The organism is Methylosinus sp. LW3 (assembly GCF_000527115.1).
Classification (GTDB): Bacteria; Pseudomonadota; Alphaproteobacteria; order Rhizobiales; family Beijerinckiaceae; genus Methylosinus.
The window spans coordinates 166,371-190,076 of sequence record NZ_AZUO01000001.1 but is presented as its reverse complement, the minus strand read 5'-3'; the positions used below and the strand labels follow the sequence as shown (position 1 = coordinate 190,076).

At 65.2% G+C, this 23,706-nt stretch carries 25 protein-coding genes; 12 read left to right on the top strand and 13 right to left on the bottom strand.

The window, feature by feature from the left end:
- Positions 1-261: 261 nt before the first annotated feature.
- Complete coding sequence (locus METLW3_RS0100910) at positions 262-759, top strand: hypothetical protein (RefSeq protein ID WP_245267196.1); 498 nt, start codon at positions 262-264, stop codon at positions 757-759.
- A gap of 24 nt (positions 760-783) precedes the next feature.
- Here the strand turns inward: METLW3_RS0100910 and METLW3_RS0100905 are convergent, their stop codons facing one another.
- A complete protein-coding gene (locus METLW3_RS0100905; protein ID WP_024878149.1) occupies positions 784-1,971 on the bottom strand; it encodes an MFS transporter in 1,188 nt (395 codons plus the stop codon).
- A 130-nt stretch (positions 1,972-2,101) separates the two neighbouring features.
- Here METLW3_RS0100905 and METLW3_RS0100900 point away from each other — a divergent pair, with 130 nt between their 5' ends.
- Entirely contained in the window at positions 2,102-3,238 is a 1,137-nt protein-coding gene (locus METLW3_RS0100900) for a methyltransferase (RefSeq protein WP_024878148.1), read from the top strand.
- An 85-nt stretch (positions 3,239-3,323) separates the two neighbouring features.
- Positions 3,324-4,052, top strand: a complete 729-nt coding sequence (locus tag METLW3_RS0100895; RefSeq protein ID WP_036309119.1) for a serine protease — start codon at positions 3,324-3,326, stop codon at positions 4,050-4,052.
- On the opposite strand, the gene METLW3_RS0100890 is transcribed toward METLW3_RS0100895, so the two are convergent.
- From METLW3_RS0100890 to METLW3_RS0100875, 4 genes are all read right to left on the bottom strand, one after another.
- Positions 4,042-4,479 carry an iron-sulfur cluster assembly scaffold protein gene (locus METLW3_RS0100890; protein WP_024878146.1) on the bottom strand — a complete coding sequence of 146 codons (438 nt, stop codon included), beginning with the start codon at positions 4,477-4,479 and terminating at the stop codon, positions 4,042-4,044. The genes METLW3_RS0100895 and METLW3_RS0100890 overlap by 11 nt on opposite strands.
- Positions 4,476-4,880, bottom strand: coding sequence for a DUF1641 domain-containing protein (locus METLW3_RS0100885; RefSeq protein WP_024878145.1), 405 nt, complete (start codon positions 4,878-4,880; stop codon positions 4,476-4,478). The genes METLW3_RS0100890 and METLW3_RS0100885 overlap by 4 nt, the downstream gene beginning before the upstream one ends.
- 18 nt (positions 4,881-4,898) lie before the next feature.
- A complete protein-coding gene (locus tag METLW3_RS0100880) occupies positions 4,899-6,089 on the bottom strand; it encodes an FAD/NAD(P)-binding oxidoreductase (RefSeq protein WP_024878144.1) in 1,191 nt (396 codons plus the stop codon).
- A 144-nt stretch (positions 6,090-6,233) separates the two neighbouring features.
- Positions 6,234-6,827: a TetR/AcrR family transcriptional regulator gene (locus METLW3_RS0100875; protein WP_024878143.1), complete on the bottom strand. Its 594-nt coding sequence runs from the start codon at positions 6,825-6,827 to the stop codon at positions 6,234-6,236.
- A 153-nt stretch (positions 6,828-6,980) separates the two neighbouring features.
- Here METLW3_RS0100875 and leuD point away from each other — a divergent pair, with 153 nt between their 5' ends.
- The 5 genes from leuD (at position 6,981) to ptsN (ending at position 12,071) form a co-directional block, all read left to right on the top strand.
- Positions 6,981-7,586 (top strand): 3-isopropylmalate dehydratase small subunit, encoded by a 606-nt coding sequence (gene leuD, locus METLW3_RS0100870; RefSeq protein ID WP_024878142.1) that lies wholly within the window; start codon positions 6,981-6,983, stop codon positions 7,584-7,586.
- A gap of 164 nt (positions 7,587-7,750) precedes the next feature.
- The gene (gene lptB, locus METLW3_RS0100865; RefSeq protein ID WP_026599784.1) at positions 7,751-8,656 is read left to right on the top strand and encodes an LPS export ABC transporter ATP-binding protein; all 906 of its coding nucleotides are present in this window, start codon (positions 7,751-7,753) and stop codon (positions 8,654-8,656) included.
- A 203-nt stretch (positions 8,657-8,859) separates the two neighbouring features.
- Positions 8,860-10,437, top strand: a complete 1,578-nt coding sequence (gene rpoN, locus METLW3_RS0100860; protein WP_024878140.1) for an RNA polymerase factor sigma-54 — start codon at positions 8,860-8,862, stop codon at positions 10,435-10,437.
- 382 nt (positions 10,438-10,819) lie between these two features.
- The gene (gene raiA / locus METLW3_RS0100855) at positions 10,820-11,380 is read left to right on the top strand and encodes a ribosome-associated translation inhibitor RaiA (protein WP_024878139.1); all 561 of its coding nucleotides are present in this window, start codon (positions 10,820-10,822) and stop codon (positions 11,378-11,380) included.
- Positions 11,381-11,606: 226 nt separating this feature from the next.
- The gene (gene ptsN, locus METLW3_RS0100850; protein ID WP_024878138.1) at positions 11,607-12,071 is read left to right on the top strand and encodes a PTS IIA-like nitrogen regulatory protein PtsN; all 465 of its coding nucleotides are present in this window, start codon (positions 11,607-11,609) and stop codon (positions 12,069-12,071) included.
- Positions 12,072-12,127: 56 nt separating this feature from the next.
- Here the strand turns inward: ptsN and METLW3_RS0100845 are convergent, their stop codons facing one another.
- Positions 12,128-12,406 (bottom strand): general stress protein, encoded by a 279-nt coding sequence (locus tag METLW3_RS0100845; protein WP_024878137.1) that lies wholly within the window; start codon positions 12,404-12,406, stop codon positions 12,128-12,130.
- Between the two features lie 153 nt (positions 12,407-12,559).
- Positions 12,560-13,375 (bottom strand): response regulator, encoded by an 816-nt coding sequence (locus METLW3_RS0100840; RefSeq protein WP_024878136.1) that lies wholly within the window; start codon positions 13,373-13,375, stop codon positions 12,560-12,562.
- Between the two features lie 244 nt (positions 13,376-13,619).
- Here METLW3_RS0100840 and METLW3_RS24970 point away from each other — a divergent pair, with 244 nt between their 5' ends.
- The 4 genes from METLW3_RS24970 to METLW3_RS29335 all read left to right on the top strand — a co-directional run bounded on the left by METLW3_RS24970 (position 13,620) and on the right by METLW3_RS29335 (position 16,516).
- The gene (locus METLW3_RS24970; protein WP_024878135.1) at positions 13,620-13,877 is read left to right on the top strand and encodes a NepR family anti-sigma factor; all 258 of its coding nucleotides are present in this window, start codon (positions 13,620-13,622) and stop codon (positions 13,875-13,877) included.
- Positions 13,877-14,455: a sigma-70 family RNA polymerase sigma factor gene (locus tag METLW3_RS24965; RefSeq protein WP_024878134.1), complete on the top strand. Its 579-nt coding sequence runs from the start codon at positions 13,877-13,879 to the stop codon at positions 14,453-14,455. The genes METLW3_RS24970 and METLW3_RS24965 overlap by 1 nt, the downstream gene beginning before the upstream one ends.
- A 62-nt stretch (positions 14,456-14,517) precedes the next feature.
- A complete protein-coding gene (gene fumC / locus METLW3_RS0100825) occupies positions 14,518-15,924 on the top strand; it encodes a class II fumarate hydratase (protein ID WP_024878133.1) in 1,407 nt (468 codons plus the stop codon).
- A complete protein-coding gene (locus METLW3_RS29335) occupies positions 15,917-16,516 on the top strand; it encodes a putative immunity protein (protein WP_024878132.1) in 600 nt (199 codons plus the stop codon). Before fumC ends, METLW3_RS29335 begins: the two co-directional genes overlap by 8 nt.
- 1 nt (position 16,517) lies before the next feature.
- Here METLW3_RS29335 and METLW3_RS0100815 read toward each other — a convergent pair whose 3' ends face one another.
- The 6 genes from METLW3_RS0100815 to METLW3_RS0100790 all read right to left on the bottom strand — a co-directional run bounded on the left by METLW3_RS0100815 (position 16,518) and on the right by METLW3_RS0100790 (position 23,547).
- On the bottom strand, positions 16,518-17,423 hold the full coding sequence (locus METLW3_RS0100815; RefSeq protein ID WP_024878131.1) for a heparan-alpha-glucosaminide N-acetyltransferase: 906 nt from the start codon (positions 17,421-17,423) through the stop codon (positions 16,518-16,520).
- Positions 17,420-18,406: a hypothetical protein gene (locus METLW3_RS0100810; protein WP_024878130.1), complete on the bottom strand. Its 987-nt coding sequence runs from the start codon at positions 18,404-18,406 to the stop codon at positions 17,420-17,422. Before METLW3_RS0100810 ends, METLW3_RS0100815 begins: the two co-directional genes overlap by 4 nt.
- Positions 18,407-18,556: 150 nt before the next feature.
- A complete protein-coding gene (locus tag METLW3_RS0100805; protein ID WP_024878129.1) occupies positions 18,557-20,359 on the bottom strand; it encodes a hypothetical protein in 1,803 nt (600 codons plus the stop codon).
- On the bottom strand, positions 20,356-20,787 hold the full coding sequence (locus METLW3_RS0100800; RefSeq protein WP_024878128.1) for a GtrA family protein: 432 nt from the start codon (positions 20,785-20,787) through the stop codon (positions 20,356-20,358). The genes METLW3_RS0100805 and METLW3_RS0100800 overlap by 4 nt, the downstream gene beginning before the upstream one ends.
- Before the next feature lies 1 nt (position 20,788).
- Entirely contained in the window at positions 20,789-22,279 is a 1,491-nt protein-coding gene (locus METLW3_RS0100795; RefSeq protein ID WP_024878127.1) for an NAD(P)/FAD-dependent oxidoreductase, read from the bottom strand.
- 107 nt (positions 22,280-22,386) lie between these two features.
- A complete protein-coding gene (locus METLW3_RS0100790; RefSeq protein WP_024878126.1) occupies positions 22,387-23,547 on the bottom strand; it encodes a GGDEF domain-containing protein in 1,161 nt (386 codons plus the stop codon).
- Positions 23,548-23,706 lie beyond the last annotated feature (159 nt).

Below are 23,706 nucleotides of genomic sequence, written 5' to 3'. Positions count from 1 at the left end.
AATATGACCTTATTTCGCGCCTGAGGCTATGGCGTCGAGTCCGCGGGGGCGCCCCGCTTTTCGGCGCCGCCCTGCTGCGCGGCGCGCTGCGACGAGGCGCCGCGCGGGGCGCGACATCAGGTCGCAGATCGCTTCGAAGTGCTACGTATTACAGGAGCGATGCGCATGCTGCGAGCTGAAATTCACGACGGCGCCAGACTGGTCGGCGCCGGATTTGCGGCTCTTTTAAACGGCGCCACCCCTACGCCTCGAGGAGCCCAGATGAGGAAGACCCCATTGCTCGACGATATTCGCGAACTGTGCCTTCGCCGCTGCGACACGATTTTCTATTCCCTCGTCGCGATCATCGCCCTCGCCCGCGCGATCGTGGATTTCCAGGAGGGCGCGTTCAGCGCCGAGCTCTACGCCGCGCTCGTCAATTACATCGGCTATCGCGAATTGCTGCGCCTCTTCCTGTGGGCGACCGTGAATCCGCGTTACGCCATCGCCTCGCTCTATGGCGCGGTCATCGCGTCGGCGCTGCCGGTCATGTTCTCGCATCCGAGCGCCTTCTTCTTCGAATGCACGGTCTATCTGCTGCTGCGCATCGCCGCCGACATGCTGTTCGGCCTCAATGAAAAGGCCGTGGTCAAGCTCTATCGCGAGGTGCTGTTCGACTATTACAATCGCAAGCCGCCACAGAAGCGCGACCGCAAGCGCCGCAAGTCTCTGCTCGAGCGTCTCGGCCTCGAGGAAGGCTTCGCGCCGGGTGCCGCCTGAGCTCTGGCTTCTCGAGGCGATCTTCTAGCGCTTTGGTCCCGTCTCCGGCATGGCGACGAGGACCAGCGCCAGTCCGGCGAGCGCGACTGCGGCCAGCGCCAGAAAGCCCGCCGCATAGCCGCTGGATGTGACGATGAAGCCCGCGATGGAGAGGCTCGTCGCGCCGCCCACGCCCTGCACGAATCCGAGCCCGCCGCGCGCGAGGCTGTAATGCCCCGTGCCGCGCATGATGTCCGCCAGCACCAGCGGCAGCAGCGCATCGAAGAGACCGCCGCCGACGCCGTCCAGCAATTGCGCAGCGAGCAAATGCAGCGGCGTCTGCGCGAAGACACAGGCGAGATCGCGCGCAAAGAGCGCGACGAAGGCGAGGACGATGAGCGGCTTGCGCCCGATGAGATCGGCGCGCTCGACGAGGAGCGCCATGCCAATCGTCGAGAGCTGCGCGAGAATGATCGCGGCCGAGGTCACGCCGCTCTCGAGGCCCGGATTTTCCGAGGCGAGCTTCTGCGCGATCAATGACAATGTCGGCGCATTGGCGAAATTGAACAGCGCCGCCGCCGCCGCATAGACGAGCAGCGTGCGGTAGTGCAGCAGATCGCGCAGCCGGCCCGGCTGCGGCGGATGCGCGAGATCGACATCCTCGAGACCGCGCGCGCGGTCGTGATCGATCGCCGCGGCGGGAATGGCGAAGGCGGCGAAGGCGGCCAGAGTCGCGAAGATCGGCGCCAGATAGAAAGGCGCCGTCTGCGACGCCAGCACGCCGACAAGGCCGATGATTCCGGCGATGAAAATATTTCCCGCGCGATCGAAAGCGGCGTTGCGGCCGAGACGCTCGGCGAGACGCTCGCGGCCATAGAGGCCGAGCGTGATCGCCGCCACTGTCGGCGCGAAGACGGCGCCGAGCGTCGCCATGACGATATCGGCCGCGACCACCACCGGAATGCTCGGCGCATGAATGATGGCGAGACCGCAGGCGCAGAGCACGAAGCTCGCGACCACCAGAAGCTCGCGCTTGGCGCGCGTGCGATCGATGAAGGCGCCGACCGCAGGATGCGCGGCTATGCCGACGAGCCCGCTGACCGTGAGCACGGCGCCGATCTCGGCCTGGCTCCAATGCGCCTGCGTGAACAGGAAAACCCCGACGAAAGGCCCCATTCCGCCACGCACGTCGGCGAGGAAGAAATTGAGCCGATCGAGAGCGTCGAAGCGCATGTCGGCGATCCCCTGAGCTTCCCCCGCGAGCGTCCCGCAGGGACCAAACGCCCGGGAGCGGGATAATCGACGTTTCCGAGCCGGCGCTTTTGGGCTAGGAGCGGATTATTCTGGGACGGAGGGGCGGCATATGGGGCAGTTCTTTCGGGACAGGCTGCGGCGGCTGCGGGATCGGCTGGTGTCGAGCCCGCGCTTTCAGCGGCTCGCCGCCGCGCATCCGCTGACACGCGCCGCGGCGCGCAAGCGCGCGCGCTCCATGCTCGATCTCTGCGCCGGCTTCGTCTATTCGCAGGTGCTGCTGGCCTGCGTGCGGCTGAAGCTGCTCGAGCTGCTGCTGGAGCAGCCGCGCTCTGTGGAGCAGGTCGCCGAAAAGCTGGAGCTGTCGCAGGACGCCGCCGCGCGGCTGCTGGACGCCGCGGCTTCGCTCGGCCTCGTCGAGCGGCGCGGCAAGGAGCGCTTCGGCCTCGGCGAGCTGGGCGCGGCGCTCATCGGCAACAAGGCGGCGCTCTCGCTCGTCGCGCATCAGCCGATGCTCTACGCCGATCTCGCCGATCCCGTCGGCCTGCTGCGCGGCGACGAATCGGCCGAGCCGCGGCTCGCCGATTATTGGCCCTATTCGGCGGCGGAAAATCCCGCCGCCCTCTCCGCCGAGGAGGTCGCGCCCTATAGCGCGCTGATGGCCGCCTCGCAGCCGCTGGTGGCGCAGGAGCTGCTCGACATCTACCCCATCCGCCGGCACAGAGCGCTGCTCGACGTCGGCGGCGGCGAGGGCGCCTTTCTCATCGCCGCGGCGGCGCGGGCGCCGCGGCTGCAGCTGATGCTCTTCGATCTGCCGGCCGTGGTGGAGCGCGCCAGCGCCCGGCTCGAGGAAGCGGGGCTCGCCAAGCGCACGACCTTCTTTTCGGGAAATTTCCTCACCGATCCGCTGCCCAAGGGCGCGGATGTGATAACGCTGATTCGCATCGTCCATGATCACGACGACGCCTCCGCGCTGGAGCTGCTGCGCAATGTGCGCCGCGCCCTGCCGCGCGACGGGACGCTGCTGATAATAGAGGCCATGTCGGGCGTCGAGGGCGCGGAGCCGCTCGACGCCTATTACGGATTCTACACGCTGGCCATGGGCCGCGGCGAGCCGCGCACCCTCGCCGAGCTGCAGAAGCTCGCCAAAAAGGCGGGCTTTAGCCGCTTCCGCCTGCTGAGCAATCCCATGCCGATCGTCGCCAGCATTCTGCTGGCGAAGCCGGACCCCGATTATCACGGCCCCTGAGCGGCGGACCCGACTTGCCGGGGCGGAACCGAGCGGCCATGTCGCCGTTGGGGGAGAATCTCCCATGGAGGAGAAAGGCCGGCCGATGACGATCGAACCTCTGCTTCTCACCACGGCGCGCGTGGGCACATTCAAAGGCGACGCCCCGCTGACCAACGCCAGCGGCTTCTTCTTCGCGCGCGACGAGCGGCTTTTCCTGGTGACGAGCCGGCATGTGCTGAGCGACGCGGCGACCGGGCATTGCCCCGACCGTATCGAGATCGAGCTGCATATAGACGCCGAGAATATGACCCAATCGACCGGCTTCTCGATGCTGCTCTACGAGGACGGCAAGAGCGTCTGGCGCCAAGGCCTCGACGCCGGCGGCGAGATCGATGTGGCCGTCATAGAGATCGAGCGGCGGGCTCTGCCGGAGTCGACCGTCTATCGAGCCTTCACGCCGGCGCATCTCTGCGGCGAGTTCGACACGGTGGAGGTCGGCTCCTCGCTGCTGATTCTCGGCTTTCCCTTGGGCTTCCACGACACGCTGCATCACATGCCGGTGGCGCGGCAGGGCGTCGTCGCCTCCTCCTTCGGCCTGCGCTTTCAGGGCCAGGGCTATTTTCTCACCGACGCGCGCACCCACAGAGGCGCGAGCGGCGCGCCCGTGGTGGCCCGCGTGCCGGCGCTGGAGGCGCGCCAGGGCGATCTTCCCTGGACGCTGCTCGGCGTCCATTCGGCCCGGCTGGACGTCGGCCGCGACCTCCAGCAGGACGAGGCGCTGGGCCTCAACTGCGCCTGGTACGCGGATATTCTGCTCCCGCTCACGGAGTGAGCCGCGACGAGGCCTCGGCGAGCGCGTCGAAGGGCAGCAGAATGGACCCGCGCCGCATCGGGAAGGCGCGCGCCGCGGCGAATATCTCCAGCTCCCGCCACCGCTCGGGAAAGCCGACCTCGGCGCCGTCCAGAAGCTGCGCCAGCGCTTCGCCGGCCGTGAGGACATCGGCGAAAGTCTCGCCGATCGCCCCCGCGACAACGATTGCGGTCGCGGCCATGCCGAGCGTGCAGGCCCGCGCGCGATGGCCGAGAGCAACGATGCGGCCGTTCTCGCATCGCAGATCGAGCGTCAGCCGGCTGCCGCAGATCGGGCTCGTCCGCGTGACGGAGACGTCGGCGTCGGCGAGGCGCAAGTCGTCGCGCGCTCGCCGCGCCCAGTCGCGCACGCGCCGCTCATAGAGCGCGGCGAGCGCTGTGTCGGTCATGCCGGCTCGTCGCGCGTCTGCCGCCCCAGCACGGCCAGGAACAGCAGCGCGAAATGCAGCCCGCGCCGCACATCCTCGTCGCCCGCCGCGCGCAGCAGGCCGAGCAGGGACGGCGTCGGCTTGCGCGACGCCTCATTGGCGGCGAAGCGGGCGGCGTTGCCGAGCGTCCATGCCGCGCCGATCGACTCCTCATAGGCTTTCATCAGCTTTTGGATCATCGCGTCGTCGGCCATGTCCACAGCGTCGGAAGCGAGAGAGAGAAGATCGACGATATTGTGAAAGCGCCGGCCCTGAAGCAAAGGCGAGGCTTTCTCGAGAAGATCGGCGATTCCCTTTCGCGTCGCCTCGTCGAGCGTTGGCGAGGCGCTTTCATGGCGCATGTCGAGTTCGGTCGTGTTCATCGGTCATCCCTCGCTTTTTCAGATCACGCCACGCGCGACGGACCAATAGATTCCGCGGTTGAAAGCCTTGCGGAGAAGACCGCCGAGCTTGGTGGGCGGCGTCGGATGAACATCCTCGTCATAATCGTACCAGAGCGGCATTCCGAGCTCGAGGCCCATTTGCGCCACGGCCTGGACCTTGCCGTCATAGGCGTCGACCGTGCGGCCGATTCGAATGTCGCCGGCAATATTATTCGCGATGACCGGGCATTGGTTGTGACAGGAGCCGCCGGCCTTGCTGATCGGCAGATCGACGGTGTCGCCCATCACATAGGCGTTGGCGTAGCCTTCGATCTGCAAGGTTCGGCGGTCGGTAGGCAGCCAGCCTTCATTGTTCATCGCCTGCGAGACGCCGCTTTCGATCACCGCATCGACCGCGCGAATCGGCGGCGTGCACATCAGCAGATCGAAATTTTCCTCTTGTCCTTCCGCGGAGCGCGCGACCTTGCGATCGGGATCGACCGAATCCAGCGTGAATCCGCGCTGGAATTTGATTCCCTTGCTCTCGAAAACAGAGGGCAGCACCTCGCAGACCTCCTGCTGGAGGAAGAGGCAGTTGCGCAGCAGCTGGGAGACGGTCGGATAGGTGTAGACGATCTCGACCTGGTCGCGCACGCCTTTGCGGCGCAGATATTCGTCGAGCATCAGCGTCGTCTCGATCGGCGCTATGCCGCATTGATGCGGAACATTGGGCGTCTTCGGAAAATTGACGGTGATGAAGATGCGGCCCTTTTCGAAGCCGCGGAGCTTGTCGGCGAGGCGACGCGCCGGCTCATATTGATAGAAATAGTCTCCCGCCTCTTTCAGGCCCTGTATGCGCTCGGGCGCCGGCAGGCAGCCCGTCGACACGACGATATAGTCATAGCCGATTCGCCGGCCGCTCTTCGTCGTCACGCCGGAGCCGGGGAAATCGAATCGCTCCACCTTGTCGACGATGAACTCGATCTCGGGCCGCAGCAGGGAGCTCTGCTTGCGGCGCAGCTCGCCCTCGAAGAACATGTCGAAGGCGACATACATGAAAGCCGGCTTGTAATAGTGCCAGGGCGAGTCGGAGAGCATGGTCACCTGGACCGAGCCTTCCGATATCTCGGGGTAGAGCTTTGCGACGATGCTGTTGGCGGTCATCGTTCCGCCTATGCCGCCGCCGACGACGAGTATGCGCTTGGCCACTGCTTCCTCCCTTTTTTCCGCGGGGCTTTTGCGCCCGCGGTTTTTTCGACGCGCTCTGGGCGCGGCGGCTCCTCCGGGGCAGTCACTCGCCTCGGGCTCGGCCTCTGTTTAAAATGACCGGTCGTCTCAAATCGGGGCAAAAAATCAGGCGCGGAAATAGCCGTTCAGCAGCATGTCGCGGAACTGGGTCAGCGGGCGGACCGAGCGCTCGATCTTCATGCGCAGAAGCGAGCCCTGCCACGCGTCCACGAGAAAGTCGGCCATTTCCTTGGCGTCGAGATCACGGCGGAAGCAGCCCTCCGCCTGGCCGCGCGCGACGCCATCCCGCAGCTTGTCTCTATAGCGCCGCACCGCCTCTCGCAGCGAGGTCTGGCACAGATCGCTGGTGTCGCCGATCTCGCCGATCAGATTGCCGAGCAGGCAGCCGCCTTTGAACTCCCGGCGCTCCGTATCGGCGATCAGCTCGTCGAAATAGGCGCGGAGCGCCGCATCTGCGCCGACGTCGGTGCGCGCGAGATGCGCGTCGAGCTGGGCGATGAAAGGGTCGATATAATGCTTCACCACCTCGGCGCTGAACGCTTCCTTGCTGGGGAAGTAATTGTAGAACGAGCCCTTGGGCACGCCGACGCTCTGCACCAGCTCGTGCAGGCCGGTGCCGTGGTAGCCCTGCTCCATCAGCAAAGCGACGCCCTGGTCCAGGAGCTTGCGCCGAATATCGTTCACGTCCCGTCTGCTCATGGCGCTCTTATACGACCGATCGTCTCAAACGGCAAGAGACTGGCCGGGGCGTGCTCCATCGCCACAGGATCGCCTGCTTTGCGCCTTTTGCGACGATTTGCTAAAGGGCGCCGGAGAGCGCACCGCGCGCCCGAGGCTCCAGGACACTCCGAAATGGAAAAATTCGTCACCCTCACCGGCGTCGCCGCGCCGCTGCCGATCATGAACATCGACACGGACATGATCATCCCGAAGCAATATCTGAAGACGATTGCGCGCACCGGCCTCGGCAAGGGTCTCTTCTCGGAGCTGCGCTATAAGGACGACGGATCGGACAATCCCGATTTCGTGCTCAACAAGCCGGCCTATCGCGACGTCAAGATTCTGGTGGCGGGCGATAATTTCGGCTGCGGCTCGTCGCGCGAGCACGCCCCCTGGGCGCTGCTCGACTATGGCGTGAAGGCGGTGATCTCCACCAGCTTCGCCGACATCTTCTACAATAACTGCTTCAAGAACGGCATTCTGCCGATCAAGGTCTCCCAGGCCGAGCTCGAGAAGCTGATGGACGACGCGGCGCGCGGCGCCAACGCCACACTGACGATCGACCTGCCGGCTCAGGAAATTCGCGGTCCGGACGGCGGCGTCGTCAAATTCGACATCGATCCTTTCCGTAAGCACTGCCTGCTCGAGGGGCTCGACGATATCGGCCTCACGCTGCAAAAGGCCGGCGCGATCGACGCTTTCGAGGCCAAATCGGCCGCCGCTCGACCCTGGGCCTGATCGCGGTTTCCCGGATTGCAAAAAAGTAACGAGGGTTTTTGGTCGAGAAAGCTTAGGATCGCCGCGAGCCGCGCGCGAACTACGCGGTCCGTCTCTCTCGTGCAGGGCGCTGAGACTTGAGCTTTCGATCCTACCCATCCACGAGCGACGCCCGACCCGGCCTGTTGAGCCGGATCGGGGAACGGCTGCGCCTGCGCCGCCCCTCCCGAGCGGAGGCTGAGGCGCGGTTTTCGACCGAAATCGACGCTCGCATGGAAAATGGCGCCGATAATTTAGGCGCCGATGAGACGCCCGAATTCAGCGCCTCCGGCCCAGCGGCCTATTCGGAGGAGGAGGCCGCCGCGCATAAGGGCGTGCTGTCGATCCAGCATCTCGCCAAAGCCTATAAGACCCGACGCGTCGTCGAGGATGTGAGCCTGCATGTGGCGCGCGGCGAGGCGGTGGGCCTGCTCGGCCCCAATGGCGCCGGCAAGACCACGGTCTTCTATATGATTACCGGGCTAGTGAAGCCCGATCGCGGCGTCATCGCGCTCGACGGCTATGACGTCACCGGCCTGCCCATGTATCGGCGCGCGCGGCTCGGCATCGGCTATCTGCCGCAAGAGGCGTCGATTTTCCGCGGCCTGACGGTCGAGGACAATATCCGCGCCGTGCTGGAGATCACCCAGCCCGACAAGCGCCTGCGCGAGCAGGAGCTGGATGCGCTGCTGGAGGAGTTCAAGCTCGAGCGCCTGCGCCGCACGCCGGCGGTGGCGCTCTCGGGCGGCGAGCGGCGGCGCTGCGAGATCGCCCGCGCCCTCGCCGGTCGCCCCGCCTTCATGCTGCTGGACGAGCCTTTCGCAGGCATCGACCCCATAGCCGTCGGCGGCATTCAGGATCTCGTGCGGCATTTGAAGGCGCGCGGCATAGGCGTGCTGATAACGGACCATAGCGTGCGCGAGACGCTGGGCCTCACCGACCGCGCCTACATCATCTACAACGGCCATGTTTTGACGGAAGGAACGCCCGAGGAGATCGTCGCGCATCAGGATGTGCGGCGCATCTATCTCGGCGAAGATTTCCGCATGTGATTTCGGATTGTGTGATTTTTGGAACGTGATTTCGACCGGAAGCGTCGCGGCGATTAACTGCTAGGCGGAATTTCCGGTGGGCGCCGAATAAATGGTCCTGCGCCCAATCCGACCCCGTGCTATAAGCAAGAAACAGGCCGAGAACAGCCGTTGTGGCGGCCCAATGCCGTACGTAATGGCGGAAAGTTTCGAGTAGGCGGAAAATGGCTATTTCCACCAAGCTGATGATGCGTCAGGGCCAAGCCCTGGTGATGACGCCCCAATTGCTGCAAGCGATCAAGCTGCTGCAATTCTCCAATCTCGAACTTTCCGCTTTCCTGCATGAGGAGCTCGAACGAAATCCGCTGCTCGAGGCGGTCGAGTCCGACGACTTCCCCGACACGCATCAGGAGCGTAGCAGCGATGGCGACGACCGCGGCGACGCCGGCTTCGACGGGGTCGGCGAGCCGCGCGAAGGCGATTGGGCGCAGGAAAGTCTTGCGGTGGACGCCGGCCAGCTCGCGGCCGAGCTCGGCACGGAGATCGGCAACGCCTTCGAGCTCGAGGGCCAGCGCCCCGGCGCCGACACCTCCGGCTCGCTCGAGGGCGCGGGCCTCTCGGCCAATTCCTGGACCGGCGCCAGCGGCGGCGGCGGCGATGGCGAGACGCCCAATCTCGAGGCCTATGTCGCCGCGGACGCCAATCTGCACGATCATCTCGCCGAGCAGCTCGCCCTCGCTTCCGCCGACCCGCGTGATCGGCTGATCGGCCACGCCATCATCGATGCGATCGACGAGACCGGCTATCTGCGCGAGGACATAGACGAGATCGCGCTGCGGCTCGACGCCGATCCCGTGCGCGCAGCGGCCGTGCTGGCGACGATCCAGAGCTTCGACCCATCGGGCATCGGCGCACGCGACCTGCAGGAGTGTCTCGCCATTCAGCTGCGCGAGCGCGACCGCTTCGATCCGGCGATGCAAATCTTCGTCGCCAATCTGCCGCTGCTCGCCAAGCGCGATTTCCCCGCTCTGGCGCGGCTGTGCGGCGTGGACGAGGACGATGTGGCGGATATGGCGGCGGAGGTTCGCCGTCTCGATCCCAAGCCCGGCCGCGCCTTCGGCGGCGCGCCGATCCAGCCGCTGGTCGCCGATGTCATCGTGCGCCCGGCGACCGACGGCAGCTGGATGGTGGAGCTGAACTCCGACGCTCTGCCGCGCGTGCTGGTGAACCACTCCTATGCCGCGAAGGTGAGCGCCGGCGCCAAACGCGACGGCGACAAGACCTTTATCTCGAGCTGCCTGCAGAACGCCAATTGGCTGACCAAGAGCCTCGAGCAGCGCTCGCGCACTATTTTGAAGGTCGCCTCGGAGATCGTGCGACTGCAGGACGCCTTCCTCGCCAAGGGCGTGGAGCATTTGCGGCCGCTCAATCTGCGCACCATCGCCGACGCCATCGGCATGCACGAATCGACCGTCTCCCGCGTCACCTCCAATAAATATATGATGACGCCGCGCGGCATATTCGAGCTCAAATATTTCTTCTCCGCCTCCATCGCCACCACCAGCGGCGGCGAAGCCCATTCGGCCGAGGCGGTGCGCTACAAGATCAAGCAGATGATCGACAAGGAGAGCCCTTTCGACGTGCTCTCCGACGACGCCATCGTGGCGCGGCTCAAGGAGATCGACATCGACATCGCCCGCCGCACCGTCGCCAAATATCGCGACAGCCTGCGCATCCCCTCTTCCGTCGATCGCCGCCGCGCCAAGCAGGCGATGGCGCGGGAGCATGCGCCGGCGCTGTGAGCCGACCCGGCGGGGGACGCCCTGCCGCGAATGACGGCGCCCCTTTTGTCCAGTCGATGCAATTCATTGGCTCCGTAACAACTCCTAGGCGCCCGGGCGCCGCGGGAATGAGCAAAACGCTCGCCCATTGACTTCCCGAGCCGAGGCACTTAGAGCCTGTCGCCGAAGCGGGCAGGGCGCAAATGCGAGCTCGGCCCGTCTTCCGCCACGTTCGAACGGCAAGAATGACGCTCGGACGCTGGGCCGGGATATTCGCCGGCGTCGCGGCGAGGACCGTGGGGGGACGGTCGAAACCGACGCTCACGAGACCATAGCGAGATTTTTTCAAGGAAGGCGGCTCCGCGCCCGGCGCGAGCCCTCCAATGGACGAGGCGAATCCGATATGTCGCTGCGCGTGTCCGGCAAGAACATCAACATCGGCGAGGCTTTGCGGATTCACGTCGGCGACAGGCTGAAGGCGGCCGCCGGCAAATATTTCGACGGCGAGCTCAGCGGCCATGTGACGATTTCGCCGGAAGGCTCTGGCTTTCGCGCCGATTGCAGCCTGCATCTCGCCGGAATCGACGTTCAGGCCGACGGCCGCGCGCAGGAGCCCTACGCCTCCTTCGATCAGGCCGCCGATCGCATCGAGAAGCGCCTGCGCCGCTATAAGAGCCGGCTGAAGGATCATCACGCCCCGCGCGAGGACGGCGAGGTGGCGCAGAGCTATGTGCTCGAGGCGCCCGATCAGGAGCAGGATGCGCCCAAGGAATTCGCGCCGACGATCGTCGCCGAGGCGACGTCGCGGCTGCCTCGGCTGACGGTCTCGGCTGCGGTTTTGGACCTCGATCTGACCGGCGCGCCGGTCGTCGTTTTCCGCAACGCCGACACCGGTCGGCTCAATGTTGTCTACCGACGCAACGACGACCATATCGGTTGGATCGATGCGCCGGGCGGCGAATAGACGGCATATATCTTGCCTTTTGATTGGATGCAGCTGTGAGGGCGGCCATGCTTATTTCGCACCAATGGAATTCGCCCTGCGACCCGAATGAGAGCGGCCCCCGCCGCCGAGGGTCGCGTCGCAATGGCGCGACGCGGAGCATCCTTTGATGAACAGCGATCTCGCGCGCAACACGCGCGACGGCGGAGCTCGGCCCCGACACGGCCTCGAATGGGATAGACGCCACATGCGGCTCGCGGATTTGCTCTCCACAGAAGCGGTCATTCCCTCGCTCAAGGCGAACAACAAGAAGCAGGCGCTTCAGGAGCTGAGCGAGAAGGCGGCCGAGATTTCCGGCCTGCCGGCCCGCGAGATCTTCGACGCGTTGCTGCAGCGCGAACGCCTCGGCTCCACCGGCATAGGCGACGGCGTCGCCATTCCGCATGGCAAGCTGGCCCGCGTCAAAACGATCTTCGGAATTTTCGCGCGGCTCGAGCGGCCGATCGACTTCGAAGCGCTCGACGGCGCGCCGGTCGATCTCGTTTTTCTTCTTGTGACGCCGGAGGCTTCCGGCGCCGATCACCTCAAGGCGCTGGCCTGCGCGGCGCGCGTGCTGCGCGACCCTTCGATCGTCGCGACGATTCGCGCGACGCGGGACCCTTCGGCCCTCTATTCCATCATCGCGCAAACCTCCACGCCCCACGCCGCCTGAGGCCTTCGCGCCGCTGACGTCAGCCGGCCGCGATACGGCGAAAGAATGGCCGCGGATTACTCCGCGGCTGTTCTCGGCTTGCTGTGGGAGGCGTGGCCGCCCTTGCGTCCTGCCTCGGACGCGAGCTGGTGATCGCGGGAGAAGCTCCGCTTGGTCGGATCGACGCTCTGGCCACCCTTGCGTCCCGCCTTGGCGGCCAGCTCGGGGTTCTGCGAGAAGCTGCGCTTTTCATCGGGAACGTTCTGGCCGCCCTTGCGCGCGATCGCCCGCTGCTTCTCGGGGTCCATCGAAGCAAAGCCACGGTTCGACTTTTTCGTTTCCTGGATCGCCGTCATATCTTTTACCTTCTCTTGTCCCCCGGGAGTCAACGCCCGAGTCAAGACAAGGTTGCGCTCTATTCGGTTCCGATAGAAGTTTTTTTTGCCGCAATTGGGCCTGTGGTCTATACGTACGAAAATCAGCTATTACCTACGCTATGGCCTAATTGCTCACTTATGCTTATCATTGTGTTTGAGATGGGACCGTCTGTCGAAAAACAAAGCTTGGCTGATAATCGCTTTCAAGCTGTCGACACTGAAAGGCTTGGCGATGAGAAACGCCGGCTCCGGCGGCTCTCCGGTCAGAAAGCGCTCTGGATAGGCGGTGACGAAGATCACCGGAGTGGACAGCGAGCCGAGTATTTCATTGACCGCCTCGAGGCCGGAGCTGCCGTCCGCCAGCTGAATATCGGCCAGAATGAGGCCCGGAGGAGTCTTGGATATGGCCTCGACCGCCTCCCTATGCGTGCGCGCCACGGCGACGACTCTATGGCCGAGCTCCTCGACCAGCCCGCGCAGATCGAGCGCGATCAGCGGCTCGTCCTCTATGATGAGCACATCGGTCGCCAATTGGCCGGCGATCTCGGCGCTCGCCGTGTCGATCAGCGCCGCCGCCCGCGCCTCGGTGACGGCGAGCGCCCGCGCGATCTCGCCCAGCGAGAAGCCCTCCAGCGCATGCAGCAGAAAAGCGATGCGCGGCTGCAGCGAGATAGCGTCGAGATTGCGCCGCGCGCCCGTCTCATCGTCGCCCGCGAGGCCGGAATGGTCGGTGTGGGCGTTGATCGGGCTCGACGTCCAGATTTCCAGAAACAGGCGATAGAGGGAGATTTTCAGATCCTCGTCGGCGACGAGGCGGGTGGGGTCGGCGACCGCAGTCTCGAGCGTCGCCAGCACATAGGCGTCGCCCCCTTCGCGGCTGCCCGAGAGAGCGCGGGCGAAACGCCGCAAATAAGGCACATGCCTTAGAATAGCCTGAGAAATGGACATCATGTCCCTCGTTTCGCGTTGCGAAAGTCGCGCCATCATGGCGCGCCGTGCTGCGTCAAATCGCCGCCGTATATATGGGAACTATTTGGTAAAATTAGCGTTGTGAGTGGGTCGACGCATCGCAATATAGCGCAGCCGCGTCCGCTCGCCAGAGTCGGGCCTCACGGGAATTCTCGAGGAGCAGATGGTAAAAAGCAGCCGGAAGTCCACTGCCGCCGCCTTGAGCACAAGCGAAAACCCGAGCATGGAGGACGGCGCCGTCGTCGCAGCGCCATCGCAGGACAATGTAGGGCTCATGGTCTTGAATTCCCATCGTCCGGCGCGCTACGCGCGCGCCGAGGCGGAACCCAATGACCTCGGCGAGCAAATCGGCGAGCAGCTGCGCGGACTCTATGAGGACGTCCTCAACCAGCCGATTCCGGATCGTTTCCTAGAGCTCTTGAACCGGCTCGAGAGCGACCCGATATCCCCGCAGCGGTCGAAGGCGCCCGGGGAGGGATAGTGTCGACATCCGAAGCGGCGAAAGCCCAAGGAAAGGGGACGAAGGCCGACCTCGTCGCGGCGATTCCCAATCTGCGCGCATTCGCGGTTTCGCTCTGCGGCAACGCCGATCGCGCCGATGATCTGGTCCAGGAGACCTTGGTCAAGGCCTGGAGCAGCTTGGCCTCCTTCACCGAAGGGACCAATCTCACGGCTTGGCTGTTCACCATTCTGCGCAACATCCACTATAGCGACTATCGCAAGCGGCGCCGCGAGGCGCCCGACCCAGACGGCGCCATAGCCGCTCGGCTGGTGTCGCTGCCGGCGCAGAACGCGCATATGGATTTTCTCGATTTTCGCAGCGCGCTGCAAAAGCTGCCGCTGGACCAGCGCGAGGCGCTGATCCTGGTCGCCGCCTCGGGCCTTTCCTATGAGGAGGCCGCCGCGATCTGCAATTGCGCGCCGGGCACAATGAAGAGCCGTGTCAATCGCGCGCGCAATCGCCTCGCCGAGGTTCTCGCGCTGCGCTCGACCAGCGATATCGGCGATTCCTATTTCATCGGCGAGCAGTCGATTCTGCCGCGCACGGGCAATGATTGATAGACGGGCCGAAATGCCCCATAGGGAAGCTCGAGCCCGATAATTTTCCGCGAGCGAGACCGATGACCGACAAGACGACCGAATTCCGAACCGAGCGCGATTCCTTTGGCGACATAGAGGTTCCGGCCTCCGCCTATTGGGGCGCGCAGACGGAGCGGTCGCGGCAGAATTTCCCCATCGGCGTCGGCCGCATGCCGATCGAGATCGTCCATGCGCTGGCGCGGGTGAAGCTCGCGGCCGCGGAGGCCAATCTCGAGAAAGGCCTGCTGAAGGGCGAGGTCGCCGCCGCCATCTCCACCGCCGCCCGCGACGTGATCGAGGGCAAGCTCGACGAGCATTTCCCGCTCGTCGTCTGGCAGACGGGCTCCGGCACGCAGTCCAATATGAACGTCAATGAGGTGATCGCCAATCGCGCCAATGAGGCGCTGGGCGCCGGCCGCGGGGCCAAGGAGCCGGTTCACCCCAACGACCACGTCAATCTCGGCCAATCCTCCAACGACAGCTTCCCCACCGCCATTCACGTCGCCGCGGCGATCGCGATCTCGCAGCGCCTGCTGCCGGCGGTGGAGCGGCTGCACGCGGCGCTCGCCGCCAAGTCCAAGGCCTTCGAGCATATCGTCAAGATCGGCCGCACCCATTTGCAGGATGCGACGCCGGTGACGCTCGGCCAGGAATTTTCCGGCTATGCGGCGCAGGCGGAGTTCGGCGCAAAGCGCATTCGCCAGGGGCTCGAGGATTTGTTCCTGCTCGCCCAGGGCGGCACCGCCGTCGGCACGGGCGTCAACACATACAAAGGCTTCGCCGAGGCGGTCGCGGCCAAGATCGCGGCGCAGACCGGCCTGCCGTTCAAAACGGCGCCGAATAAATTCGAGGCGCTCGCCGCCCATGACGCCGCCGTCTTCGCTCATGGCGCGCTGAACGCGCTCGCCGCCGGGCTCTATAAGATCGGCTGCGACATTCGCCTGCTCGGCTGCGGCCCTCGCGCCGGCCTCGCCGAGCTGAAGCTGCCGGAGAACGAGCCCGGCTCCTCCATCATGCCGGGCAAGGTCAATCCGACCCAGGTCGAAGCGCTGACCATGGTCTGCACGCGCGTCTTCGGCAATAATGCGACCATCACCTTCGCCGCTTCGCAGGGCCATCTCGAGCTCAATGTGCTGAAGCCGGTCATCGCCGCCGCGCTGCTCGAATCGACGATATTGCTCGCTGACGGAATCGACAGCTTCATCACCCGCTGCATCGACGGGATCGAGCCCGACGAGGCGAATATCAAGAATTTCCTCGAGCGGTCGCTGATGCTGGTGACGGCGCTCGCGCCCAAGATCGGCTATGACGCCGCCTCCAAAATCGCCCGCGCCGCGCATCACAATGGCACGACGCTGCGCGAAGAGGCGCTGAAGTCCGGCAAGGTGACGGACGCAGAATTCGACGCGCTGGTGCGGCCGGAGAATATGCTCGCGCCGAATGATTGAAGGTCCGCCCGCGCGCGATAAGCCGGCGAAGGCGGACGAGATTCCTCTCGACATGGAGGAGCTTCGCGCCATCGCCGGATATTCCGCCGAATGCGCTGCGGCCACGCTCGATATTTTCGAACGATTCTCTCCCACGGATTCCCGTCCGCGAAATTCGATCGAAGCTGCGCGGACGTTCGCGCACGGCGGTAAAAGGGGGAAGGCGCTACGGGACGCGGCGCTCGCCGCGCTGAAGGCGGCGCTCGCATCCGATGACCCCGCCGCCAGCCACGCAGCGCGGGCCGCTATGTGCGCGTCATCGGCGGCTTATCTTCATCCCTTGGCGCGTTCGACTCAGGTCAGGCATATTCTCGGAGCCGCCGCTCACGCGGCTAGAGCCGTCGAATTGACGGCGGGCGAGACTGTCGATCTCGGAGCCGATCGAATACGGCGCGCCGCCCGTTGCGCGACTCCACAGGTCGTCGACGTGCTGCGCCGCTTTCCGGCGGCGCCGTCCGGCGGAGGACGCGTCGGCGAACTGCTCCGTTCTCTCGACCGAACGCTTCGCGCCGGCGCGCTGACGCCGAGCGCCTCCGAACACGAAGCCTCATAGTTCATTTCACCACGCAAGCGCGCGCGATGCGCTCGAGGCGTGCGCGCCCTTCGTCGGTCGCAGCGTCGGGCAACGCTTCTTCCTGCGCCGCCTCGCGCGCGGCGCAATCGCAGGCCGTCTCGCATTTTTGAGCGTTGGCGCCAGAGGCGACGCATTGCGCGCGGCAGGCTTCCTCGAAACGCGCATTCTGCATCGGCGCGAGCAGCATGGCGACGGCGGTGAAGCCGGCGAAGAACAAAGGCTGATGCAGGAGATAGAGCGCGAGGCTGTGCCGCCCGAGCAAGGCGACGCCGCGCGTCATCACATTGCCATGCGAATCCGTGACGGCCGCTGGGCCTAGACGCGCCAGCTTCGCCGCGCCGACGCCGAAGAGCAGCGCGCCCGCCCAAGGCGCGAGCGGACGATAATCATTGGTCATCGGCTCGAAGGTCGAAAGCCCCGTCCACCAGAACCAAGGCGCATCGAAGAAAGAGGCGCGCGCGAAGAAGGACGCCCCGACCAGCGCAAAGCCCGCGGCGAAAGCCGCCGGCCAGGGGAGCCGCAGACACGGCAGCGCGAGCAGGCTCGCCGCCGCTATGCAATGCAGAATGCCGAAAAAGACGAAGCTCGACGGGAAGGCGATATAGGTCCCAGCGCTCACCAGCAGCGCCGCGCCCACGAGCAGAGCGAGCCGACGCCAATAGGCGCGCGCGCGAAACATCGTCCCATGCGCGAGAGTCAGCGACAAGCCCGCGATGAACAGAAAGCTCGCCGCAATCGCATGGCCGAACGCCTTATAGGCGTCCGTATAGGGAATGTCGGGATCGATATGGCCGAAATGGCCGAGGTCCCAGCCGAAGTGAAAGGCGAACATCGCCAGCACGGCGAGGCCGCGCGCGACATCCAGCCATAAGAGCCGCGCGGTCATTTGACCGCCGTCGTCGCCGTCGATTGAAACTTGCCGAACACCATATCCGGCGCCGAGAGATTGTGCCGCGACGGCATATGTCGGCCGAGCCAGATTTCCGTCGCCGGCGCGCCGGGAAAGCCGATCACCGGCGCCTCCTGCCAGCCTATGCCGCGCTTGGTGCGCCAGGCGACCAGCGCCGCGTCGCTCATCGATTGCGTGGTGTACATGGACCGCAGCGAGGCGAAGGGCAGGCCGTCGGGCATTGCGTCGCTATAGGAGACGTCGAGCACGATGCGGTCCTGATCGATGGAGGCGAGACGAATCTTCGCCTCGCCGCCGCGACGGAAGCGCAGGGTGAAGCTGCGCGTCTGCGGATCGAAGACGATCTCCTTCAGCGCGACAATGGGGCGCTCCTGCACCTCCACCGGGCCGATGAGGAAGGAGGAGCCATAGGCCGTCCAGCGCATATCCTCGAAAGGCAGCGGGCGGGCGCGCCAATATCCGTCCGGCGGGTAGAAGACCAGAATTTCTTCCGCGCGCTCGCGATAGGTCATCCACAGCTGCACGAGATGAAAGCCCTTCTCCATCCGATCGCCGACGCGCACGGGCACGTCGTTCGGCCGCCAGAAGGAGGGGAAAGTGTAGCCGACCAGCCAGAATTCCGGCGTTTCCCAAAAGGTGAGGCGACGCGCGTCGGCGGCGAATTTGGAATCATGCGAGAGATCGCAGCTCGTCCAATCCGGCGCCCAGCGATCCGAGCCGATCATGCCGATATAGGAGGGATGAACCGCCTGCACGCGCATGCGCCGCACCAGAGGCGAGACGAAATCCAGCTCGATATTGTCCTTCTCGGCGCAGAGCTCGGGCGCGGATCTGTTCTCGATCCGCACTTGCAGATCCTCCTCCGCCTCCTGCGGCTGCTGCGCGAAGGACGGCCGGGCGAAGGGCAGGCTGGAAGCGGCGAGGAGAAGCCGGCGGCGATCGATCAGCGATGCGGACATGGGCTGTATGGGTTTCCTGTAGAGTGTTTTCGAGCGAAGTGGGAACCGGTTCGCGTGAAGAAAACACGAGCAAACAAGGAGATCTAGACTCATTCGGGTTCAATTTGAACCCGAATGAGTCTAGCGGCGAGCGCGACGATGCGCCGGATATTATCGCGCAGGACGCAGGGCGAAAACATGGAAAGGCGAGCGCTCGAGTGGGATTTTCTCGAGGAAGGGGGCGCTCTCGCCGCGCGCGAGGGCCGCCGCCAGCCCATGGGGCGCGCGTTCGATGAGGGCGTTTCCGGTCTCGCCGCCGTCGCACCAGAGCAGCAGCTCGGCGCCGGCGGCGCGCATAAGGCGCTCGGCCTCCGCGGGCGCGGCCAAAAATGTCTCGACCGCGAGGCGATTGCCGCGATTGTCGCGATGATAGGGCGCGGCGAAGACATGATGCGGCGTGAAGGCGAGAATATGCGCGCCCATATCGACCGGCGCGACGATGCGCGCCGGCGGCAGCGCCGCGAGGGATGAGTAGGCGCCGGCCTCGAGGCAGGCGCGGCGCGTCTCCCGCGGCGCGGCCTCGCCCTCCGATTGCAGCGCCAGAGCGAGGCCCATGGGCGAGACGAAAAGGCAGAGCAAGCCGATCGTGAGCCAGCGCAGCAGCGGCATGACGTGAGCGAGGCGCGCCGATAGAGCGGCGGCTGCGCCGGCGAGCGCGACCATGGCCAGCGGCGTGACCGAGGAGAAGACGCGAATCTGCCAGAGCGCCGCGGCAAAGCCGATGAGGATCGCCGCGGCGAGCATCGCCCAGCGGCCGCGCGCGAGGCCCCGTTCCCGCCAGGCGAGGACGGCGGCGGCGAGTAGGCCGAGCAGCACTGGCGCAGCGGTGGAGACCAGCAGGGCCGGATCGGAGCCAAAAGCCTTCAGCGGCTTGGCCTCGGTGACATGGGAGAGCCAGAGATCGCGCAGTAGCGGATCGAGCCCGACCAGCGGATCGCCGAGACATTGCGGCGCGCTGGCGACGAATGCCCCGAGCGCGGCCGCGCCGACGAGACCGAGCGCGATGGCGCGACGTGCGAACGTTTCGAGGCGCGCGGCAAAAGCGGCCAGCGCCGCGAAGCCGAGCGCGCCGACGAGGATGGCGCGAATATGGACGGCCGAATAGGCGTCGCAGGCCGAGACGCCATAGCGCGAAGGCGCGACAGTCGCCGCGTAAGTGAGCGGCGCGAAGACGAGCAGGCCGAGAGCGAATGAGAGAAGGCGGCGCGACGCCGCTGCGCCTTCGACGAGAAAGAGGATCGCCGGCGCCGCCAGCAGCACGACGAAGAAGGGAAGATTCTCGAGGCTGATGGCGAGCGAGAGAGCGAGCGGCGCCGCGGCTGCCGCGAGCGCCAGAGGACGCTTGGCGTCGAGGCCGAGCGCAACGAGGCCGAATGTCGCCATCAGCAGCGCGATCTGCGGCGCGTGATGATCGATGCGGCCCGGCGTGAATTGCATGAACATCGGCGCCGAGAGAAATACCAGCCAGACGGCGAGCATGCGCGCCGCGCGATCCGCCATGACGCGCGCCGCAAAGGCCGCGAGCGCGAAGAGCAGAGCCAGGCAGAGAAAGGGAAAGGCGAGCCGCGTCGCGCGCTCCGCCATCTCCGGCGCGAGAAACAGTCCGAATAACAGATCGAGCGCGGCGAGCGGCGTATCGACGATGCGCGACCAATGCATGAAGAGGCCATCCGGCGGATCGAGCCTTCGCGCCGTCATATCGAACCAGGCTTGGCCGGCGACGAGATCGCGAAGCTGCACGGCGCGCATGGCGTCGTCGGAATCGTAGAATTCGCCAGCGTTCCACACGGCGCGCGCGCGAGGCAGCGTCAATAGCGCGGCGCCGGCGAGCGCCGGGATAATGGCGGCGAGAAGCGGAATGTCACCACTCGCGCGCGCGCGAAGCTCCATCGCCTCGCCGGCGAGCGCGCTCACGCAGAGGCCTTCGCGGCCGGCGCCGAGAACAGAAGCGCGCGGCGCGCGGTGAAATTGAACAGGAAGACGACGCCCGCGGTCGGAATTTTCGCAAAGGCGGGATCGAAGCCGAGACGTCCGACGAGGAGGAGCATCAGCGCCTCGGTGACGAGCAAGCCGGCGAGGCCGATGACGCAGAAGAGCGTGAATTCCGACGCCGGCCGCACGCTGCGCCGATCACGGAACACCACCGCTATGCTGAGCGCATAGACGAGCGCGAGCCCGCCGCAAAAGCCGATCGCCGCCGCGACGAGATAGGGCATGCCGAGCGTCTCGAGACAGAGCAGCATGAGGCCATAATCGAGCGCCAGCGCCGCGCCGCTCGCCAGCCCATAGGCGATGAGATCGCGCAGCACGCGCGTTGCGGCGAAGACGCGATGCGTCGGCACGTTAAGCGACCCGCTTCGGCACGAGACGCTCGCTCGCCAGCGCCTGCTCGGCGCCGGAGACGCCGGCTTCCGTATATTCTGCGTCCTCGTTCACGCCCCAGACGTCATAGATCGCGCGGCCGGCGATGATGTTGAGCGCCGTCAACATGCCGGTCATCATCGCATGATCCTGGTTGTTGTATTTGTGCATGCCGTTGCGGCCGACGAGATGCAGGCCGGGATAGCGCGCCGCGAGCTCGAGACGAATCGCCTGCACATTGGCGGCGTAGGAATCGTCATAGACCGGATAGGCCTTGGCCTGACGCACGACGCAGGCGTCGCGCACATCCTCCGCCGTCATGAGGCCGATCTTCGCGATCTCGTCTTTGGCGAGCGCGATGAGATCGGCGTCCGCCGCGTTCCACAATCCATCGCCCTCGAAGCAGAAATATTCGAGGCCGAGACAGGTTGAGACGCCATCGGCGATCATCTCCGGCGACCAGGATTTGAAATTCTGCACGCGGCCGACCTTCACCGACGGATCATGAATATAGATCCAATTGTCGGGGAATTCCTCCTGCGGCCGTCCGATCAGCACGACGGTGAGAAAATCGCGATAGGCCAGCGCGCGCGCGTTGAACAGGCTGAGCGGCGTCGGCGTCAGCGCATTCATCACCTCGCGCAGCGGCGCGGAGGAGAGCACATTGCGCGCGCGATGAGTCTCGACAGCGCCCTGCGAATCGCGTGTCGTGACGGTCCAAATTCCGCTCGCTTCATCGAAGGCGAGCTGCTCGACCTTGCAGCCCATTCGCAGACGGCCGCCGAGCTTCTGCATCTTGCGCGCGGCGGCTTCCCACATCATGCCGGGACCGCGACGCGGATAGCGGAAGGATTCGATCAGCGTCTTCGCCGCGCCGCTGGATTTGCGGAGCTTCAGAGAGCGGCGCAGCCCGTCGATGATCGCCGCGCCGAGGCTGAGCCCCTTGATGCGCTGCGCCGCCCAATCGGCGGAGATATCGTCGCAGCTCATGCCCCAGACCTTTTCCGTATAGGTCTTGAAGAAGATGCCGAACAGCCGCTCGCCGAATTGATTGCGCACCCATTGATGGAAGGAGCGCGGCTCCTTCACCGGAAAGGCCTTGGCGAAAGCGAAGGACGCCATGCACAGCGCGCTCTCGAAGAGCCCGAGATTCTTCAGCGCCTCGAAGGCTTTCAGCGGATAGGCGTAGAATTTTTCGCGATAGAAGATGCGCGACAGACGCGGCCGCTCGATGAAATCATGCGGGAGAATCTCGTCCCACAGATCGACGATCTCTTTCGATTTCGAGAAAAAGCGGTGTCCGCCTATGTCGAAGAGAAAGCCCTTGTAGCTCGCGGTGCGGCTGATGCCGCCGACATAGGATCGATCCTGCTCGAGGACGAGAACCTCGCGGCCGTTCTTCGCCAGAACATAAGCGGCGGTGAGGCCCGCAGGCCCCGCGCCGATCACTATCGATTCGATGATCTCGCCCATGACGGCCCTGAGACAAGCGTGGCGTGCGCCGGCCGCCCGCGTCACGCGGCGAGGCTCACGGCACGTAGGGGCAGTATGGATGCGCTTTGGTTAACGTGCTGTTACGCTCAGGATGCGAGGGTCTTCGGCTCATGCTGCACGCTGGCGAAAATGACGCGGTTGCGTCCCTCCGCCTTCGCGCGATAGAGCGCATCATCGGCGACGCGCGTCATGACGGCGAGATCCGGCTGCGCATTCTCGAGCACGGTGACGCCCACGCTGACGGTCGCCGCGCCGTCCGCGAGATGCGCGGCGTCGCGGATGAAAGCCGAGCGAATGCGCTCCGCGATCACCAATGCGCTCGTCCGATCGGCCGGAGAGAGGATGGCGATGAATTCTTCGCCGCCGATGCGCGCCAGCATGTCGTTCGCTCGAGTGTTTCGCGTCGCGGTCGCGCCGAAGGCGGCCAGCACGCGGTCTCCCTCGGCATGGCCGAAGCGGTCGTTGATATATTTGAAATTGTCGAGATCGAAGACGAGCACCGCCGTCGACGGCGCAGGGGCCGATCGCTTCGAGCGCTCGACCGCCCGGTCGAAGGCCCGCCGATTGGGAAGGCCGGTCAGCGGATCGATCATCGCCGCGACTTCTCGTCGCTTGGCGAGGCGCTCTTTGGAGAGCGTCGCCAATAGAAAGCCGAGAACGGCGATAAAGCCGGAGAGCTCGAGGAAGCGGTATTTCTGATATGGGCTGGTGAGGAAGCTCGCTTCGTCGACCGCGATAAACGGCGCGGCGATCGCGAGCGTGAATTCGATCCCCGCTTGCAGCGCGATGATCCAGGCCGTGACGCGGGACACGACGAGACGCTGGCCGCCTATGCGATTGTAGCGGAACAATTCGACGGCGGCGGCGATTTCATAGATCGCCGAGATCGCGGAGATTTCTGAAATTCGAAAGTGAATGTCGGCGCGCCACAGGCCGGCGGCCCAAATCACGCCGCCGAGTAGGGCCAGCAGCGGCCGAACCGGCTCGCCGACAAAAACGAGAATGCCCGTCCACAGCAGACCGCATGCCCATAAAGTGAGCGCGTTTCCGAAAATGATCGACAGCCATTCGACCTCATTGCGGAAAGCGTAGCAGAGCGCCGAGGCGCCCGCCGTCGCGAAGACCGCGGCCCACCACCATAATTCTTCGGCTTCTTCGTCGCCGCGCCAGATCGCGTAGAGGAAAACGCCGAGCAGCGACAGCATGAAGGCGCCGAATAAATACAGGGTCGGCGCCAATGCGATCATCGCCGTTCACGGTCCTATGAGTTGCAAATTGCACGAATGCCGAGTGTTTCCGCTCCTGGAGCGCAAGCGTAGCATCGAATATGCCATGGTCTGAAAGTCATAAACAGCAGCGCAACCGCGTCGCGGCCGGACAAGACGTCGCAAGGGTAAAAAAATCCT